This window comes from Mycobacterium sp. IDUB_17 (assembly GCF_055419465.1).
The window spans coordinates 47662-64627 of record NZ_JBVAXS010000003.1; the positions used below are offsets into that span (position 1 = coordinate 47662).

Here is a 16966-nt window from a genome sequence, read left to right on the forward strand (position 1 = left end):
GCTACAGCTGCGGAGACAGGTCCAATTGGGTCAACGCCGGCATCTGAGTGATCAGCCAATCCCCGTCGGTGCGCTGCAATATCAGCCGATACGACATGTACCGCAGCGACGGAACATTCTTGGTCACCGGGCTCGTCGACACCGTATTGGTGTAGACGATCGCAGTGGCCTCATCGCGACCGATGGTCTCCACCGCGGTGCCCAACACCTCGGTGTTGTTGGTGACCTGCGCCTGCTTGTTCGTCGGCACGAGGGAATCGATCAACTTCCGGTACTGGTTCGCGAAGTCGCCCGACAGGTACTTCGCAGCCCGATCCGGCAGGGTCTCGATGTCGTCCGGGTTGTAGGTCCACAACGTGGTGATCGCCTCGGCCGAGGTCCGCGCCACTTGAAGTTTGGTCGCCACCAATGCCCGGTCGGCCAGGTACGGCTGCAACATCGCACCCCCGAATGCCCCCGCCGCCACGAACACCGCCGCCGCACCGACGGCGAGGTACGTCAGCCGCTTGCCGGCCTCGCGGTGTGGAACGAGGACCACATCCTCATCCGGCTCAGCCTCGCCCGGTTCGGCCTCGGTGTCGACCTCAGCTTCGGTGTCAGCGTCCGGCCCGGCGTCGGCATCTGGTGTGGCCTCAGCGTCGGGTGCCGGTTCAGCCGTCGGTTCCGGCTCGGCGTCTGACGCGGGCTCTGCGTCCGCTTCAGGTTCGACGTCACCTTCGGGCTCGACGGCCGCCTTGCGAGCCGCCTTGCCCGTGGGGGTACGCCGCTCCGGAGCGTCGCCGGCTTCGTCGGCCGCCGAGTCGGCGGGCGACTCGACCGATTCCTCAACCACCGGTTCGGTACGGCTACGCCGCCCGAAACGCAGTCTGCGGCGCGGCTTGTCAGGCTCGCCGGTGGTCAGATCACCTGAATCAGCTGGCTGATCTTCCACTGCTGTCCTTCCCAAATCGTCGTCGCAATCCAACGGCTGCCGCTTTCGATCACGGACTTCCCGTCAGGGGTCCGGGTGTTGACCTTCGTAGCGACCAGAACGTCGGCACTACCGTCGTCGTTCCATCGCGCGATGCCGGCATCGACTACCGAGCCCTCGGTCGGCTCGGCCCGCGCCACCTGAACGACGATCTCGTTCTGCTTCTCCTGGAACATCTTTCGGAAATCGCCGGTCGCCTGGGACGCGATGCGGTCGGCATAGTCGTTGGCGTGGAACGGATCCACCGTCGTGTACACCGTCATGAACTCACGCACGTAGTCCAGCGCGCCCGCGGTCTTGATCTCCGCACGGCGATCCGATTCGTGCCGGACCAGAATCAATGCGCTGCCCGTGATGGCCGCGGCGATGATCAGGGCCGAGATCATCCCGACGATCGGCAGGCCCCAACGGATCGGTTCCTTGGGCTCCTTGGGCTCGACGGCGAAGTAGTCGCGCTCGTCGGGCTCGATCCGACGACGCGGGCTCACTGTGCGCCCCCGCTCAGAACCGGCCGTTTGAGCACCGTCAGGCTATCGACGAGCCAGTGGTCGTCTGACTTCAGGAATTCCACCCGCACCGTAGCTGTGATGAACTTCAGCTCCTGCGGATTGGTGCCGCGCTGGCCCTGCAGCGCCAGCAGCATCGTGGCCGCGTCCTTGGTAACGCCGGGCAGCACCGCGCTGCTCACGGCCGAGTAGTCATTCGTCGTCGGACCGGCCTTGCGCACCGCGTCCTGCTGGGCGACCAACTGCGGCCGGTAGTTGTCCGTGGCCAGCGACTGCGCCTTGGTGAAATCCGCGTCGACGGAATCCACCCCGTAGCTCAGCAGCTGCTCGACGATCCGCGGGCCCTGGTCGGCGATCTGCGTGCGGGCCTCGTCCACTGCCCGATCCTGCCGGTACACCACCACATATCCCAGCCCGCCCGCGATTCCGCTGAGCAGCGCGAGCGTCAGCAACATCGCGCCGGCGCGACGCCGGACGTCAGACTCAGGCCGATCGACGCGACGCACCTCGGTGCGGGTCAGCAGATCGGCGAAGGTCCGGTTCCGCGAATCCCACAGCGGCCACAGCCAACCCAGGAACACCGCCGCGGTGTCCAGCAGATGGGCCAGGTCGCGCAGCAGCAGCCGCCCCAGACCGGCATCACCGGCCGGCGACACCACCCGAATACCGAACACCGACCGGCCCGGACTCCAACCCGTCAACGCCGGCAACAGGATGCGATTCACGCTCGAAACGGCGACCAGCAGGACCAATCCGCCCGCGTACACCGCCCACCACAGCCACGTGCCCAACGCCGTGCCCTGAGCAACCAGAGTCACCGTGGCGACCAACCCGGCAGGCGCGAGCACATCGATCGCGAACGCGCCGGCCCGAGCCGGCCACGACGCCAACCGGGTCTGGTCCGTCCCGATCCCCCCAGCGGAGATCGTTTCGGCGTTGTCCAGCACAGTGGTCACGACGTGACCTGGTCGAGCCGGGCGACTTTGTAGTTACCGTCCTCGGCGCGCGCCATCTTCACCCGCAGCCGGTAGCCCTGCTCTTCATCGGACTTCTCGGTGTTGGTGACCAACACACGCACCGCGACCAACAGGTCCATCGACCCGTCGTCGTTGTGCTTCTCCACCGCCGCCCGCAGGTCCGAGACCTTCACCTGCACGTTGGCAGCCTGGTAGGCATCGAGCAGCATGCCGCTGTAAAGGCCGGCCTGGGCCCCGAAGTCACCGGTCGCGCATTCGATGATCTTGGTCTGGGCCGCGATCATCGCCTGGGTATCGGGCGCCTGGGTTGCCGTCACGCAGTCCTTGGCCGCGGCCAGGGCCTCGGCCTCGTCGCTGGCGATGCGTTCACTGTCCTGATGTGCCCGCAACGCCAGGTAGCCGCCGACGCCGACGGCCGCCGCCAGGACAAGTAGCCCGGCGAGGATCGCCGCCATCCAACCCCGTCCCAGACGAGATGGCCGTGACGTGCCCTCCTCGGCGTCCGTGGCCGAGATCGGATCAGCGATCTCGGTGACGGCCTCCGCTTGCGGTTCGGTGGTGTGGGGGTCCTGCTGGTCGGCGAGGTTCAGCTGGCTGGTGCCAGCATCTCCTTCCATCCGTCATCTCCTGGTTTATTCGAGTTGGTGACGGAGTACTTCACACCGCCGGGACCGACCACCTCGCCGCTGGACGGACTATAGGTGGCGGTCGAACCTGCTGCCGGAGTGTAGATGCAGGGGTTCGGCTGCTGTCCACTACAACTCACATTGCCACCCCGCGGCGCGGTCAGCGGGTCGCTGCGTGGCGCCGTTGATTCCGGTGGTGGGAGCTGACTTGCCGGCAACGGGTTCAACCCATTATTCACCGAAGGCGCGGGGATGACCCGGCCCGGATCGACGGGCTGATCGCAGCGCGCGGCCGGGGCCGGGCAGTTGCGGATCTGATTCGGGTCGCCGTACCACGGGTTGGTGCCCAACGGCTGGTAGGGCGCATCGCTGTGGCACTCGGCCGGCGAGGCGGCCCGCTTGCCGGGCACGTCGGCACACGGGTAGTTACGCGCACCGCGCACCGCATTGTTCGCGTCCTTGGGGATCTTGCAGTACAGGCCCGACGGCAGCGGCGCCGTCGACGTATCCGCAGGTGAACGCCACTCCGACGCGGGCAGGAACCCGGTCAGGCACGGTGGCGGCACGTTGATGCCGAGACCGAAGTGCAGCAGGCCCTTGGGCGCGAAGATCGTCGCAGTCTGGGCAACCGCGCCACCCTGGGGCAACGCCACCAACACCTGCTCGACGTTCTTGTTGTACCGCTTGAGCATGTCGATGACGATTTCCAGGTTCGCCAGCGTCTGCGGCAACGACTCCCGGACATCGCCGAACACCGAGTTCAGCTGATCGGCCGTCGGCGCCGCCTGCTGGATGCCACTCCGCAACGCAGCGTCGTTCTGAGCGCTCTGAGCCGCCAGCGTGTTCAGGTTCTTCGCCCACCGCGAGATCGCGTCGCCCGAATTCACCTGGCTGTCGATGATCGGCCCGGAGTTCTCGACGATGTCGTTGACAGGACCGATGTTGTCCTTGAAATCACTCGCGATCGCCTGGGTGGAATCGACCAGTCGCTGCAGTGACGGCCCGAGCCCACCGACGGCCGTGGCCGTCTCGTCGAGCAGGGTTGCGATCTTCTCCTTGGGCAACGCCGCCAGACCCCGCTGAGCGGCGTCGAGCGACGGTCCCACCTCGGCGGGCACCGAGCCCTTCTCGATGGTGTCGCCGTCACGGAAGTACTTCCCGGTGCTGCCGCCCTCGGACACCAGGTCGATGAACTGCTCACCGACCGCCGACACCGAGTGCACGTTGGCACTGGCGTCCAGCGGGATCCGGTACTGGTCGTAGATGTTCATCTCGACCCGGGCGCCCTGCTCGGTGGGCTCGACGGAGGTCACCTTGCCGATCGTCGTACCGCGATAGGTGACGTTGGCCGTGGCGTACAAACCGCCCGAGTTCGGGAGGTTGGCGTTCAGCTTGTACATCCCGATCCCGGCCCAAGTCGGCAACCGTAGGTACACGAGCGCCAGCACGACCAGAGCTATCACGGTCAGCACAGTGAACAGAACGAGCTGCATCTTGATGAAGCGGGTCAGCACCATGTCTCACTCCCCCCTTTCCACAAGCGGGCCACCAGGTGCATCGTGCGGGTTCGGCGTGAACCGGACGTCCGGGATCATCGTCGCCGGATCGCGGCCCCACGCCTGCTCCAGCGCCCGGAGCATGCCCGAGACACCGGTGCCGGACAGGAACGCGTTGTCCACCGAGCTCAACGTCAGGTCGATCGTCAGCGACACGTTGATGTAGTCGCCGCGCACCGCCTTCGGGATGTTCTCGATGTTGAACGGCACCGTGAGGATCAGCTTGAGCGCTTCCACCAGGTACGGGGCCGAGCGTGCCAGCTGCTTGAGCGGCCGCTGCAGATTCTGCAGGTTGGTGTGCAGATTCGCGTTGCTGTTCGACAACGTGTCGTCGGCAGCCTTGGACAACCGGCCCAACGAGGTCACCGCATCGGCGAACAAGTCGCGTGTATCGGCGAAATGCTGGATCAGCGGCGGGAACTCGGTCAGCACCCGGTCCAACGTGTCATTGCGCGCCGCAACGATGTTCAACAGCCGGTTGGTCGAATCGATCGCCCGGGTGATGTCGTTGCGCTGCTGGTTGAGCTGGTCGGTGAACGTGTCGAGCCGGCCCAGGAAGTCGCGGATCTGATCGGCGCGACCGTTGAGGATGTTGAACACCTCGGTCTGGATGGTCTCGATGTTCGGGATGCCACCGCCGGTCAGGATGCCCGAGATACCGGCCAGCGTCCGCTCGATCGTCGGATAGGCCGACGACTGCGCCAGCGGAATCGTGTCCCCGCTGCGCAGCATCTCCTTGGACGCGTCCTTGTCCGGCGGATTGAGCTCGACGTGCTGCGAACCCAGCAAGCTGGTCTGGCCGATCTTGGCCAGGGTGTTCTTCGGCAGCTCGATGCCCGGCTCAAGGTCGACCGTCAACGTGGGCACCCAGTTGATCAGCTCGATCTTGCGGACCCGGCCGACGAACACGTCGCGCACCCGCACCCGGCTGTTGGCGTTGAGCGCCAACGTCTCCGGCATCTGCACGTACAGCGTGGTGCGGCCGGACTCGGTGCCCGGCCCACCCGGCAGTGGCACGTTGGCCACCCCGCGCCACTGCCCACACGAGGTGAGGATCAGCGCGGACGCCGACAACACCGCGACGCGTCGGCCGACGCGGCCCCAGTTGCGTGTCCTCATGAGCCCTGTCTTTGTCGTCATCAGCCCTGGCCTCCAGCCTCGGCAGGCAACGCGGGTCCGGCGGGAGCCGGGCCAGGTGCCGGAGCGGCCGGTGCGGGAGCCGACATCGGGTCACCCGGGATCACACCCGGCGCAGGCACCGGCGGCGGTCCGGGCTGCGGGTACCACGGCGGCGGCAGCGGGTTGCGCTCGTCGTACGAGTTCGGCGGTCCGGGCAGGTTGCCTCCCGGAGGAGCCCCGAACGCCGGCGGGGCCGGCGGGGCCGCGATGTCCGGGCCACCCATCAACTCGGACAACGACTCCGGCGTCAGCATCTGCTGCGTGGCCGGCTGCACCTGCACACCCTGCATACCCGGCGCCACAGTCCAGCCCGGCTCGTGGTTGCCGTGCGAGAACAAGGTGTCACGCGACCAGATACCCGGCACGGTGGTGTCCTTGTACCCACCCGGCGGCTGCAGGCGCGGATCCGAGTAGGAGATCTGCTTGGGCAGCGTCATCGCGGTGTTGGCCAGGTTCTGGCCGAACGGCAGGTAGTTGAACTTGATCGCGTCCAGGATCGGTGCCAGGTACTGCGCACACAACTCGGCCGAATCCTGATACCCCAACCGGCTGCCCGCCTGAATCGAACTGCAGATGAACTGCAGCGGGTTGGAGAAGTTGGTCAGGCCCGGCAGAACCGGCAAGCTCACGATGCCACCCTGGTTGGGCGAGACGATGTTGAGCACGTTGGCGGCGAGGTTCGGGTACGAGTGCAGACCCGTCTCCAGACCGTTGCGCGGTTCCGGCTGCAGGATCGCCGTCGTCGCCTCCGACAAGTTGTTGACGTCGTGCGCGAGCACCCCGCCGTTCTTGTCGAGGAACTCACGAGTGGTCTTGAGCACCCGGTTGAGATCCTGCAGCGCCGTTGCCAACTCCTGATCGGTGTTGGTGAACGAGTTGGTGAACTGCGCCAGATCCTTGTTGAGCGCCACGAACTGCTGATCGCTCTTGTGCAGGGCATTGACGAACAACGCCAGGCTCTTGACCACCTGGAAGAAGTCGCCGCGACCCTGGTTGAGCGTCGTCAGCGCCTCCGACAACCCGTTGAGGGTGCGGTTGAGCTGTTCACCCTTGCCCTGGAAGCCGTCGGCGAAGGACTCGATGATGTCGCCGAACGGGCCCTTGGGCTGTTCGGCGGTCGGGCCCAGCTCGTCGAGCAGGCGGGTGATCTGGTTGCGCAGCTCGTCGTACTCGACCGGGATCTGGGTGTTCTCGATCGGGATCACCGCGTTGTTCTGCAACCGTGGCCCACCCGTGTACGGCGGGGACAGCTGGATGACGCGCGAGGCCACCAGGCTCGGGTTCAGCACAGACGCCGTGACGTTCTCGGGCACCTTGTACTTGTTGTTGACGTGGAAGACGACCTTCATCTTGTCGCCGTCGGTCTCGATGCTGTCGATCGCACCGACCTTGACGCCCATGATGAGGACCTTGTCACCGGGGTACAGCGCGAGCACCTCGGGGAAGTACGCGGTGACCGTGGTGTTGGTCATCTTCTTGTACAGGTTCATGCCGAAGTAACCCAGCACCAGGGCAGCCACCACCGCCAGCGCACCGACGATGATGGATGCCCGGGAAGCCTTGGGCAACTTGATGTTTCGAACGTTGAAAACTGTTGACATAGCGGCGGCCTATCCCTGCGACCCGGGCGGAAGGAACGGCGGATTACCCGGCAGCGGCGGTGTCCCCACCGGCCCTGCGTCGGGACCCGGTCCCGGCGGCGCCGGGGGTGCGTTCAACGGGCCCGGGTGCGGTGCGTAACCCGGGATGGGGCCCGGCGCCACCGGCAACGGTGCGATCGGAACGGTGCGGGCTCCGGGCGGACCGGGGGCCAGCTCGACCGGGGCACCCGGCTGATCCGGCGGCATGTCGCCCGGGATGGCCGCGCTGGGCACACCCGGCGAATGCGCGATGCCGTCAGGATTCGGCGCCGAGGTCGCCAGATCCGGCGGACTGTAGTTGGGTCCGTACGGGTTGTCACCGTAGGGCCCAACGGTTGCCCCTGCGCACGGCATCGGGTTGCCCGGGGACGGGATCCCGGCCGCGGTCGGCGTGTACGAGCACGGCGATCCGGGTGGGACGGCGGGTCCCGGGTGCTCCGGGGTGCCTTCCAGCGGAATCGGGGCCGGCGGCGGGGCGCCGTTCTCGAAGCGCTTGCCGTTCGGATCGGGGAACCGGGCCGACGGCAGGCCGGCGTTACGCCAGAACTCCTCGGGATCGATACCGCGCTTCTTGAACGCGGAATCGACGAACGGCTGCAGGATCTGCGGCGGGATCAGGTTGACCAGCATCACCTTGAAGTACGGGCCGGAGGCCAGGGCCTCGGCGAGTGAGGTGATGAACTTGCCTGCGACAGTGAGGGTGTCGGCCAGGTCCTGCTTGCGCTCGACGAGCAGGTCGCTGACCGTGCGCAGCTGCTCCAGCACGTGGTTGAGGTTCGGATTGTCGTTGATCAGGCCCTCGACCTGACGCGACACCGACGACACCCGCTCCAGCAGCATGCTGACGGCCTGGCCGCGCTCGTTGACCGCGGCCAGCAGGGTCTGGGCGTTCACCAACAGCTGGTTGACCTGCGTGCTGCGGTCACCGAGCACCGTGGCGATCTTGTTGGCGTTGGCCAGCAGCTTCTTGACGTCCTCATCGCGCTTGCCGATGGTCTCGGAGAACTTGGCCACGCCGTCCAGCGCGGCGCTCAGGTGCGGCGAGGTCTGATCGACCGTCTCCGACAACACGTTCAGCGATTCCTTGACCGACGTGGTGTCCCAGCCCGACGCGTTGCGCGTGACATCCAGGAACGCGTCGTAGATCTGATACGGCGTCGTCGTCTGACCCAGTGGCAACATCCCGCGCGGGGGCAGCGTCTGGCTGCCGCGCGGCTGGATCTCGATGTTCTTCCGACCCAGGATCGTGTCGGTACGGATCGCCGCGCGGCTCTCGGTACCGATCGTCTTCCCACCCAGGGTGTAGCCGATCTCGACCTTGTCGCCGTTGATGTCCATGCTCTTGACCGTGCCGACATCCATACCGGCGATGCGCACCTTGTCACCCAGGCTCAGGCCACCGGTGTCGGAGAACTGGCCGTAGTACGTGGGGACCGCGAACAGCATCGGCACGCTCGTCAGCGTCGAGCCGACGCCGATGACCAGTGCCACCACCGCAACGCCCATGAGGCCTTTGCGGAAGCGATCGGAACCTTGCAGTGTCCTCATCTCGGCGTGCACCTACCCGACGGCTGTGAACTGAGTTTGACGGTTCGGACAGGGCCACCTGGCTGCAACCCGTTGAGCTTCAACGAGAGATCGCAGGCATAGAAGTTGAAGAAGTCACCGTAGATGCCACCGGCACGGCCGATGATCTTCAACGCTTCCGGGAACTGCACCAGGATGTCGTTGAGCTGCTGCTTCTGGTCGATCAGCGGCTGCTGGATGACCTCGAGGTAGCCGAGCGTGTCCTTGAGCAGCGGACGGTTGTCGGACAGCAGATCTGCCAGCGAGCCGGCCGCGTTGCTGATGTTGGCCACCGAGGATCCGATCGGATCGGCGCGGTTCTTCAGGCTGGTGATCAGTGTCTCGAAGTTCTTGAGGGTGTCGTCGAACTGCTGCTGATGCGCGACCGTGGTGTCCAGGACGATGTTGAGGTTCTTGATCACCTCACCGATGGCCTGGTCACGGTCGGCGATGCTCTGGGTGAGCTGTGCCGTCTGGTCCAGGATGTCGTTGATGGTGCCGCCCTGCCCCTGGAAGATCGTGATGATCGACTTGGAGATGGTGTTGACCTTCTCCGGGCTCAACGACTGGAACAGCGGACGGAAGCCGCCGACGAGTGCGTCGAGGTCGAGCGCGGGCTCGGTGCGTTCCAGCGGAATGGTGCTGCCCGGCGCGATCTTCGTGTCGCTCTCGCCGCGCTTGAGCTCGAGGTAGCGGTTACCGATCAGGTCCTGGTACCGGATCGCGGCCGTGGTCTGGTCGAACAACGGCAGCGACTTCTCGACGTTGAACGTGACCTCGGCCTGCTGGCCACCGTTGATCAGCTTGACGCCCGAGACCTTGCCGACCTCGACACCGGACGCCCGGACGAACTGCCCGGTGCGCAGACCGCTGACGTTCTTGAAGATCGCCGAGTACTCGGAGGTCCGGTTGAACCGGATCTGACCGAAGACCACGAAGATGATCGCAGTGAAGGTGAGCAGCACCAGTGAGAAGATGCCGAGCTTGATAATCGTGCCCTTGATGCTCATGGGTTGATCGTGTTCTCCCCCACTTGGCGGCCCCACACGTACTCGGTCACGAGAGGTTGCCCCATCTCGAGGTGGTTGTAAGGCGCGATCGATGCACCGGTATCCATCACCAGGTACGGCATGGGCCACAGGTCCTTGGTGATCGGCTGCCAGCAGCCGGGCCGTCCCTCGGGCCCGCCCTTGGCGTTGATCCGCGGCAGGTTGTCGGGATAGACGTACGGGTTGCCCACGCCGATCACCAACGACTGGGTCTGCAGTGAGTAGCCGTTACCGCCGAGCGCGCCGGCGAGCTTCGGGCCCGCGTCGTGGTAGTTGCGGATCGTGCAGAACAACGCCGGGCTGTACTTGTCGAGCAGAGCCGAACTCGGCAGCAGGTCCTGGGCGCCGCGGACCAGATACGGGCCGCCGCGCTCGAAGATGTCGCCGCCGGTGTTGCCGAATCCGACTGCGGCCACCAGTGCCTGGTCCAGGTTTCCGCGCTGTTCGTTGAGCGTGCGCGCGGTGGTGACGGCGTTGGTCAGGCCGTCGAACAGATCGGGACCGGCATTCGCGTAAACCTCGCCGAGGTCGGCCAGACCCGCGATGTCGCGGCGGATCTGGGGCATGCGCGGGTTGAGGTCCGACAGGATCTCGTTGCCGTTCACGATCGACTGGCCGAACTTGTCACCCAGGCCGTCGAGCGCTTGTGCGGTGGCCGTCAATGTCTGGTTCAGCTTGATCGGGTCGATCTGCTCGGAGATCGACGTGATCGTCTCGAACAGGGTGTTGAACTCCGTCGTCACGCCTTGGGCGCGGATCGGTGTTCCGGGCGTCAACCGGTTTGCCGAGGGATTCTTCGGCGACAGGAACGAGATGTACTTGTTGCCGAACACCGTCGTGGCCCGCAGCTCGGCGGTCACGTTGTCCGGGATCAGCTTCAGGTACTGAGGCTTGACGTCCAGCGTCAGCTTGGCTTCCGGGTTGTCGTCGACGGTGACGACATCGACGGAAGCCAGCCGGCCGATCGGCACGCCGTTGAAGGTGACCTTCGAGCCCGGGTCCATCGACAGGCCGGCCCGTCCGGACAACACCGTCAGCTGCGTCTTCTTCTCGAACGTCCCGCGGAACTGCATCCACGTCAGCGCGAGGACCATGGTGGTGACGAGCGCAAGCACCAATCCGGCCAGCTTGTACGGCGGGATCTTGGGCTTGTTCAGAGGAGTTTGAGGCGTCGTCATGCCGCTACACCGTGAGGTTGAAGTTGGGGTCGGTGCCGTAGAGCGCCAACGATGCCAACAGGACCACCAACACGATTGCGATCAACGAGGTTCGCATCGACCTCCCTACTGCCTCACCCACACCGACGGCACCGCCACTGGCGTAGTAGCCGAAGTAGCAGTGGTTCAACATGACAACGATGGACATGACGATGACCTGGAGGAAGGACCACATCACGTCGTCGACGCGCAGGAACGTATGGAAGTAGTGCTCATACGTACCCACCGACTGCGAGTAGAAGACCGTCGTGACGAACTGTGCGGACAGGAAGGACAGCAGGACCGCCCCGGCGTACAACGGGATGATGACGATCGATCCGGCGATGAGGCGGGTGGACACCAGATACGAAATCGACCTGATCCCCATGACTTCCAGCGCGTCGATCTCTTCGCTGATGCGCATGGCGCCGAGTTCGGCGGTGGCGCCGGCACCGACCGTGGAGGCCAGGGCCTGACCGGTGACGACCGGGGCAACGACGCGGATGTTTGCCAGGGCGGCGAAGAAGCCGGTGAAGGCCTCGACGCCGATATTGCCCAGGGACGCGAAGCCCTGGATGGCGATCAGGGAGCCTGCCGACAGCGTGACGAAACCGATGATGGCCACGGTGCCGCCGATGACGGCCATCGCGCCGGTACCCATTCCGATCTCGGCGACGAGTCGTAGAGCTTCACGACGGTAGTGCCGGAACGCGTGCGGGATGGAGCCGATGGCCTGGATCACGAACCACGCGACGTGGCCCATGCTGTCGAGGAACCGGGCCGGAGTGCCCGCGATGTCTGAGGTGCGCGAGAACGCTCGAGGGAACCGGGAGCGAAGGACTGTTGCTGTACTCATGTCAATGCCCTGTTCCGAACCGCACACCGATGGTGGTGAGCACGACGTTGACTGCGAACAATGCCACCACGCACAACACCAGGGTCTCGTTCACCGCGGTGCCGACGCCCTTGGAGCCACCGGCCACCGTCAGGCCGCGGTAGCAGCCGACGAGTCCGGCGATCAGACCGAACAACGTGGCCTTGATGACCGAGATCATCACCTCGGGGAATCCGGTCAGCAGGGTCAGCGTGGACACGTAGGCACCGGCGGAGACGTTCTGGACATAGACGCCGAAGAAGAAGCCGCCAACCAGACCGATGGTGATCACCGCGCCGTTGAGCATGAAGGCCACAAAGGTGGAGGCGACCACGCGGGGAACGACCAGGCGTTCGATCGGGTCGATACCCAGTACCTCGAGCGCGTCGATCTCCTCACGCACGGTGCGGGCACCCAGGTCCGCGCAAATCGCCGTCGACCCGGCGCCGGCCACCACGAGCACCGTGACCAGAGGACCGAGCTGCGTGACCGCGCCGAGGGCTGCGCCCGCGCCCGACACATCGGCGGCACCGAACTCCGCCAACAGGATGTTGAGCGTGAAGATGATGAGCACGGTCAGTGGGATCGAGACCGCGAGCGTGGGCAGGAATGCCACCCGGATCAGGAACCAGCTCTGCAACACGAACTCTTTCCACTGGAAAGGCCGTGTGAGAAAGGCCTTTCCAGTGAGCACAGTCATCTTGAAGAAGCCACCGACCATAGCCAGCGGCTTCTCCAGTTGACCACGTACGTAGCCGACGAGCCCGTCGGCGGGCGCCGTCACCGTTGCGCCCCCTGGACGTGTCGCACGCCCCCTCCTCGTCGCCTGTCAGCTTGTGTGATCCGTCTCTCCCTACTCGCGAGTAGTAATTGAGACCACCGGACTGTACCCGATAAAAACCGGGCCGTGCACTGCATCGGGTGGATTGTGTCATCAACCGTTAGCAAGGGCGTGCAGGGACAGCAAACTTTCGGTGCGACCTGCAGAAACCGTTGACGCTGAGTTACTTTCGCAAACGTCAACCCTACTGGGCGTTGACCGGTGAGCCGAAGCGTTCCCGAAGTTCGGTCTTGAGCACCTTGCCCGAGGGATTGCGGGGCAGGGCATCGACGATTTCGAGCGCCTTCGGGTGTTTGTAGCGCGCCAGGCGTTCAGTGAGGAAGCCGTCGAGATCTCCGAGATTCAGGACGTCGCCTCGGGTCAGGGCAACCACCGCAACCGGAACCTCGCCCCATTTCTCGTCATGGCGGCCGATCACCGCGACCTCGGTGATGGCGGGGTGCCCGGCGAGGACGTTTTCCACCTCGGCGCAGTAGATGTTCTCGCCGCCGGAGATGATCATGTCCTTCTTGCGGTCGACAACCCAGATGTAGCCCTCCTCGTCCTGCCGAACGAGATCACCGGAGTGGAACCAACCACCGGCGAACGCCTCGGCGGTGGCCTTGGGGTTGTTCCAGTAGCCCGCCATCAAAGTTGGGGCGCGGTAAACGATCTCGCCGACCTCGCCGACCGGGACGTCGTTCATGTTCTCGTCCACGATGCGGGCGGAGACGGTGGGGATCACCTGACCGACCGAACCGAGCTTGCGAATTGCGTCGTCTGCCAACAACATGCAGGTGACCGGCGACATTTCCGTCTGACCGAATGCGGCGAGGATCTGGCTACCCGGGAACGTCTCGGCCATTGCCCGGAGCAAGGTGTCCGAAGCCGGTGCCGCACCCCATGACAGGGCTCGCAGGCAAAGATCGCGTGGATTGGCTTTCTGCTCGGCGCACACCGCCTGCCACTGTGCGGGCACCAGGAAGATCGCGGTGACCTTCTCGGCCGCCAGCACGTCGAGCAACGCACCCGGGTCGAACGCGCCGAGCGGATAGATCACCGTGGGCAGGCCGAGCGTCAGACCCGTATTCACGTTTCCGGCGACGCCGGCGATGTGGAACAGCGGGACGCCGATGAAGCCGACGTCATTGTTGATGTCGACGCCACTGGTGAACAGGTTGGTCATGCCCTGCCCGACGAGGTTGGCGTGGGTCAGCACCGCGCCCTTGGGCCGGCCGGTGGTTCCCGAGGTGTACATGATCAGTGCGGGGGCGTCGCTGGGGATGTCGACCGGTTGCGCGGGGTCGCCGTCTTCGGCGATCAGGTCCTCATAGCCGAGGACGCCGTCCTCGGTAGGTGCGTCGGCCACGATGACCGTCGACAGCGTGGCATCGAGATCGCGTACCGCCGTGGCGACTCCGGCGAGGACGGGCTCGGTGACGATGACGCGGGCCTCGCAGTCGCTGACCAGGAAGGCCACCTCGGGTGGGGTCATCCGGAAGTTCACCGGCACCGCGATGGCGCCGAGCTTGTTGGCCGCCAGCATCGCCTCGATGAACTCGGGCCGGTTCAGCATCAGGATCAGCACCCGGTCGCCGAAGCCGACCCCTCGCCGGCTCAGGGCGCCGGCCAGCCTGGTCACCCGGTGGTCGAGCTCGCGCCACGTGGTGGTGTGCCCCAGGTACCGCAGGGCGGTCTTGTCGGGCCGCATCAGGGCATGCCGGGTCAGTTGATTGGCCCAGTTCTGACGACGGGCCAGGTATGGCTGCTCAGTGGGGAACGGCTCGGCAGTCAACGGATCTGCACTCCATCGGTATCGAGTTGCACGAATTTTATATTTGATCAAACATGGGGTTGCCCCGGTCACACTATGGCCTCGGCGCCTCGGCGACAAGCCCACCAGAAAGGCGACCGGATTCGCGTGAACGCACCTGCCAGAGCGGCCGTGCAACGTCGTCGCGGGGGACGGCGCGAGCAACTTTCCGACGAGGTTGCCGCCCAACTGCGGGCCGAGATCATGACTGGTGTGCTGCGGCCCGGGACATTCATCCGGCTCGACGAAACCGCCGCGGCTCTCGGGGTGAGCATCACCCCGGTACGCGAGGCGCTGCGCACGCTGCGCGGCGAGGGCATGGTGCAGTTGGAGCCCAACCGCGGCCACGTCGTGGTGCCCCTGACCCGCGCCGACGTCGAAGACATCTTCTGGCTGCAGGCCACCATCGCGCGGGAGCTCGCGGCCACCGCCACGACCCGCATCACCGCGGCCCAGATCGATGAGCTGGAACAGCTGAACGCCGAACTCGCGACCGCGGTCGAAGCTCACGATCCCGTCGCGATCTCGTCCGCCGAGTTCGCCTTCCACCGGGCGTTCAACCACGCCAGCGGCCGGATCAAGCTGGCCTGGTTCCTGCTGCACGTCGCGCGGTACCTGCCTGCCCTCATCTATTCGACCGATCCGAAGTGGGGCACCGAGGCCGTGGAGAACCACCGGTTGCTGATCGACGCGCTGCGCCGGCGGGATGCGACTGCCGCGGTGGAGCTCAACGCAAACCAGTTCACCGACGCTTCCGAACGGCTCATCGCCCGGCTGAACGACATCGGGATGTGGGACTGACACGTCGGGGCAGTCCCACTGTTCACATCAGCACCGCCGTCCCGCCAGTGTGCCGAGCTGGCCGGCTACGCGCGACAATCGAGCGACAATCGCCTCATAAATATCGTCAGCACCGCTGTTCACAGGTGCAATCAACACTCTCGTCACTCCGGACCTCACCAGCCTCGTGGGCAACAGATTTCAGGTTGCCCACCTGCCAGCGACAAAGTCGCTGATAGTCGGGCACGAGACGGGTGAGGCTGACGGGGCCAGCGGTACTGGTCAGGCGGGAACGGCCAGCGACAATGGGTCTTGCGTGACCCGTAGTGCCAATGTGGCGATTGTCGCTGGATTGTCGCTCGTAGCCGGGCACATCGGATATCCGTCCGAAATCTGTGGCCCGTGTGACTTGCCGGACCGCGTTGGCACCGCGACCCCATGACGGACAAACTCGTGCTGCGGGCACCAACCTCCGCTACGTACTGACCATGCAGGTGCTGCAGCCGACCGCTCGGCCTAAGCCGACAGCTGCTGCACCCTGGTGATGAGGGCGTTGGCCAGGTGGTCCAGGGTGTCGCCGATGAGCTTCTTGACCATCATGGCCGGGATCGGCAGCTTGACCTCGACCTCGAGGTCAACCTGGAGCAGCGTGCTGTCCGGCCCGAGGGGCACGACCGAGAACCGCTGCTCCTGCTTGGTGAAGTGGTCGCCCTGCTGCAGCACGGTGTAGATCTGGTTCTCGGCGGGGTAGTAGACCGCGTTGATGAAGGTGCCGGATTGACCCTGGATCTCGACGTCCATACGCAGCTGGCTGGGCCGGCCGTCGTCGTAGCGGGCCAGGATCCAGCAACCCTTGATCTCGGGGTTCCACTGCGGATAGGCCTCGAAATCACCGACGATCGCCATGATCTTGTCGGCAGGGGCATCAACCTCGACGGTCTTGCTCACGAGTGGCATCCGGCGATGATATCGACTGCAGCAGATCGCGGATCACGTCGGGAATCGGTACGGGGCGGCGCGTGGTCCGGTCCACGTAGACATGCACCCAGTGGCCGACCGCCGCCACCGGCCCGTCCGGCTCGAACAATCCGAGCCGGTAGGTGACGCTGCTGTTGCCCAACCGGGCCACCGCCAGGCCGACCACCAACGGGTCGGGGAATTTCAACTCCGCGAAGTAGCGGCACCCGGACTCGGCGACCACACCGAGCCAGGGCGCGGTGACCGGATCGACATCGCAATTGGTGTTGATCCAGCCGTTGATCGCCGTGTCGAACAGTTCGTAATACACCGCGTTGTTGAGGTGGCCGAACATGTCGTTGTCGGTCCATCGGGTCAGCACCGGCCAGTGCAGCGGAAAATCCTCGCGGGTCAGGTCGGCAGCTTCGGTCATGGCTGAAGTCTGACAGCAGGTGAC

At 65.3% G+C, this 16966-nt stretch carries 16 protein-coding genes; 1 reads left to right on the forward strand and 15 read right to left on the reverse strand.

Going from position 1 to position 16966, the window contains the following annotated elements; genetic code table 11:
* Position 1 precedes the first annotated feature (1 nt).
* From ACZYZ7_RS13245 to fadD5, 13 genes are all read right to left on the reverse strand, one after another.
* Positions 2 to 931: a mammalian cell entry protein gene (locus tag ACZYZ7_RS13245; protein ID WP_450070837.1), complete on the reverse strand. Its 930-nt coding sequence runs from the start codon at positions 929 to 931 to the stop codon at positions 2 to 4.
* Positions 898 to 1458, reverse strand: coding sequence for a mammalian cell entry protein (locus ACZYZ7_RS13250; RefSeq protein ID WP_135451454.1), 561 nt, complete (start codon positions 1456 to 1458; stop codon positions 898 to 900). The genes ACZYZ7_RS13245 and ACZYZ7_RS13250 overlap by 34 nt, the downstream gene beginning before the upstream one ends.
* Complete coding sequence (locus ACZYZ7_RS13255) at positions 1455 to 2432, reverse strand: RDD family protein (RefSeq protein ID WP_450070838.1); 978 nt, start codon at positions 2430 to 2432, stop codon at positions 1455 to 1457. Before ACZYZ7_RS13255 ends, ACZYZ7_RS13250 begins: the two co-directional genes overlap by 4 nt.
* On the reverse strand, positions 2429 to 3070 hold the full coding sequence (locus tag ACZYZ7_RS13260) for a hypothetical protein (protein ID WP_450070839.1): 642 nt from the start codon (positions 3068 to 3070) through the stop codon (positions 2429 to 2431). Before ACZYZ7_RS13260 ends, ACZYZ7_RS13255 begins: the two co-directional genes overlap by 4 nt.
* Positions 3040 to 4593, reverse strand: coding sequence for an MCE family protein (locus tag ACZYZ7_RS13265; protein WP_450071022.1), 1554 nt, complete (start codon positions 4591 to 4593; stop codon positions 3040 to 3042). Before ACZYZ7_RS13265 ends, ACZYZ7_RS13260 begins: the two co-directional genes overlap by 31 nt.
* 6 nt (positions 4594 to 4599) lie before the next feature.
* Positions 4600 to 5754 carry a virulence factor Mce family protein gene (locus ACZYZ7_RS13270; protein WP_167857661.1) on the reverse strand — a complete coding sequence of 385 codons (1155 nt, stop codon included), beginning with the start codon at positions 5752 to 5754 and terminating at the stop codon, positions 4600 to 4602.
* A 20-nt stretch (positions 5755 to 5774) separates the two neighbouring features.
* Positions 5775 to 7415: a virulence factor Mce family protein gene (locus ACZYZ7_RS13275; protein ID WP_135451449.1), complete on the reverse strand. Its 1641-nt coding sequence runs from the start codon at positions 7413 to 7415 to the stop codon at positions 5775 to 5777.
* 9 nt (positions 7416 to 7424) lie between these two features.
* Positions 7425 to 9002, reverse strand: coding sequence for a virulence factor Mce family protein (locus ACZYZ7_RS13280; RefSeq protein WP_135451448.1), 1578 nt, complete (start codon positions 9000 to 9002; stop codon positions 7425 to 7427).
* A complete protein-coding gene (locus ACZYZ7_RS13285) occupies positions 8999 to 10030 on the reverse strand; it encodes an MCE family protein (RefSeq protein WP_135451447.1) in 1032 nt (343 codons plus the stop codon). The genes ACZYZ7_RS13280 and ACZYZ7_RS13285 overlap by 4 nt, the downstream gene beginning before the upstream one ends.
* Positions 10027 to 11247: an MCE family protein gene (locus ACZYZ7_RS13290; protein ID WP_450070840.1), complete on the reverse strand. Its 1221-nt coding sequence runs from the start codon at positions 11245 to 11247 to the stop codon at positions 10027 to 10029. The genes ACZYZ7_RS13285 and ACZYZ7_RS13290 overlap by 4 nt, the downstream gene beginning before the upstream one ends.
* 4 nt (positions 11248 to 11251) lie before the next feature.
* Entirely contained in the window at positions 11252 to 12121 is an 870-nt protein-coding gene (locus ACZYZ7_RS13295) for an MlaE family ABC transporter permease (protein WP_135451445.1), read from the reverse strand.
* 1 nt (position 12122) lies between these two features.
* The gene (locus ACZYZ7_RS13300) at positions 12123 to 12860 is read right to left on the reverse strand and encodes an MlaE family ABC transporter permease (RefSeq protein WP_167858059.1); all 738 of its coding nucleotides are present in this window, start codon (positions 12858 to 12860) and stop codon (positions 12123 to 12125) included.
* Between the two features lie 304 nt (positions 12861 to 13164).
* Positions 13165 to 14754, reverse strand: a complete 1590-nt coding sequence (gene fadD5, locus ACZYZ7_RS13305; protein ID WP_463741100.1) for a fatty-acid--CoA ligase FadD5 — start codon at positions 14752 to 14754, stop codon at positions 13165 to 13167.
* Between the two features lie 126 nt (positions 14755 to 14880).
* On the opposite strand from fadD5, the gene ACZYZ7_RS13310 reads away from it, so the two are divergent.
* Positions 14881 to 15573, forward strand: a complete 693-nt coding sequence (locus ACZYZ7_RS13310) for a GntR family transcriptional regulator (protein WP_463741101.1) — start codon at positions 14881 to 14883, stop codon at positions 15571 to 15573.
* A gap of 495 nt (positions 15574 to 16068) precedes the next feature.
* Here ACZYZ7_RS13310 and ACZYZ7_RS13315 read toward each other — a convergent pair whose 3' ends face one another.
* A complete protein-coding gene (locus tag ACZYZ7_RS13315; RefSeq protein WP_450070844.1) occupies positions 16069 to 16509 on the reverse strand; it encodes an SRPBCC family protein in 441 nt (146 codons plus the stop codon).
* Entirely contained in the window at positions 16478 to 16942 is a 465-nt protein-coding gene (locus tag ACZYZ7_RS13320) for an acyl-CoA thioesterase (protein ID WP_450070845.1), read from the reverse strand. Before ACZYZ7_RS13320 ends, ACZYZ7_RS13315 begins: the two co-directional genes overlap by 32 nt.
* Between the last annotated feature and the right edge of the window lie 24 nt (positions 16943 to 16966).

Bases quoted from the DNA above. Each gene is read 5' to 3' on its own strand.
- ACZYZ7_RS13320 (WP_450070845.1), bottom strand. From the start codon at position 16,942: ATGACCGAAGCTGCCGACCTGACCCGCGAGGATTTTCCGCTGCACTGG.
- ACZYZ7_RS13270 (WP_167857661.1), bottom strand. From the start codon at position 5,754: ATGAGGACACGCAACTGGGGCCGCGTCGGCCGACGCGTCGCGGTGTTG.
- ACZYZ7_RS13295 (WP_135451445.1), bottom strand. From the start codon at position 12,121: ATGAGTACAGCAACAGTCCTTCGCTCCCGGTTCCCTCGAGCGTTCTCG.
- ACZYZ7_RS13275 (WP_135451449.1), bottom strand. From the start codon at position 7,415: ATGTCAACAGTTTTCAACGTTCGAAACATCAAGTTGCCCAAGGCTTCC.
- ACZYZ7_RS13285 (WP_135451447.1), bottom strand. From the start codon at position 10,030: ATGAGCATCAAGGGCACGATTATCAAGCTCGGCATCTTCTCACTGGTG.
- ACZYZ7_RS13315 (WP_450070844.1), bottom strand. From the start codon at position 16,509: ATGCCACTCGTGAGCAAGACCGTCGAGGTTGATGCCCCTGCCGACAAG.
- ACZYZ7_RS13300 (WP_167858059.1), bottom strand. From the start codon at position 12,860: ATGGTCGGTGGCTTCTTCAAGATGACTGTGCTCACTGGAAAGGCCTTT.
- ACZYZ7_RS13260 (WP_450070839.1), bottom strand. From the start codon at position 3,070: ATGGAAGGAGATGCTGGCACCAGCCAGCTGAACCTCGCCGACCAGCAG.
- ACZYZ7_RS13290 (WP_450070840.1), bottom strand. From the start codon at position 11,247: ATGACGACGCCTCAAACTCCTCTGAACAAGCCCAAGATCCCGCCGTAC.
- ACZYZ7_RS13280 (WP_135451448.1), bottom strand. From the start codon at position 9,002: ATGAGGACACTGCAAGGTTCCGATCGCTTCCGCAAAGGCCTCATGGGC.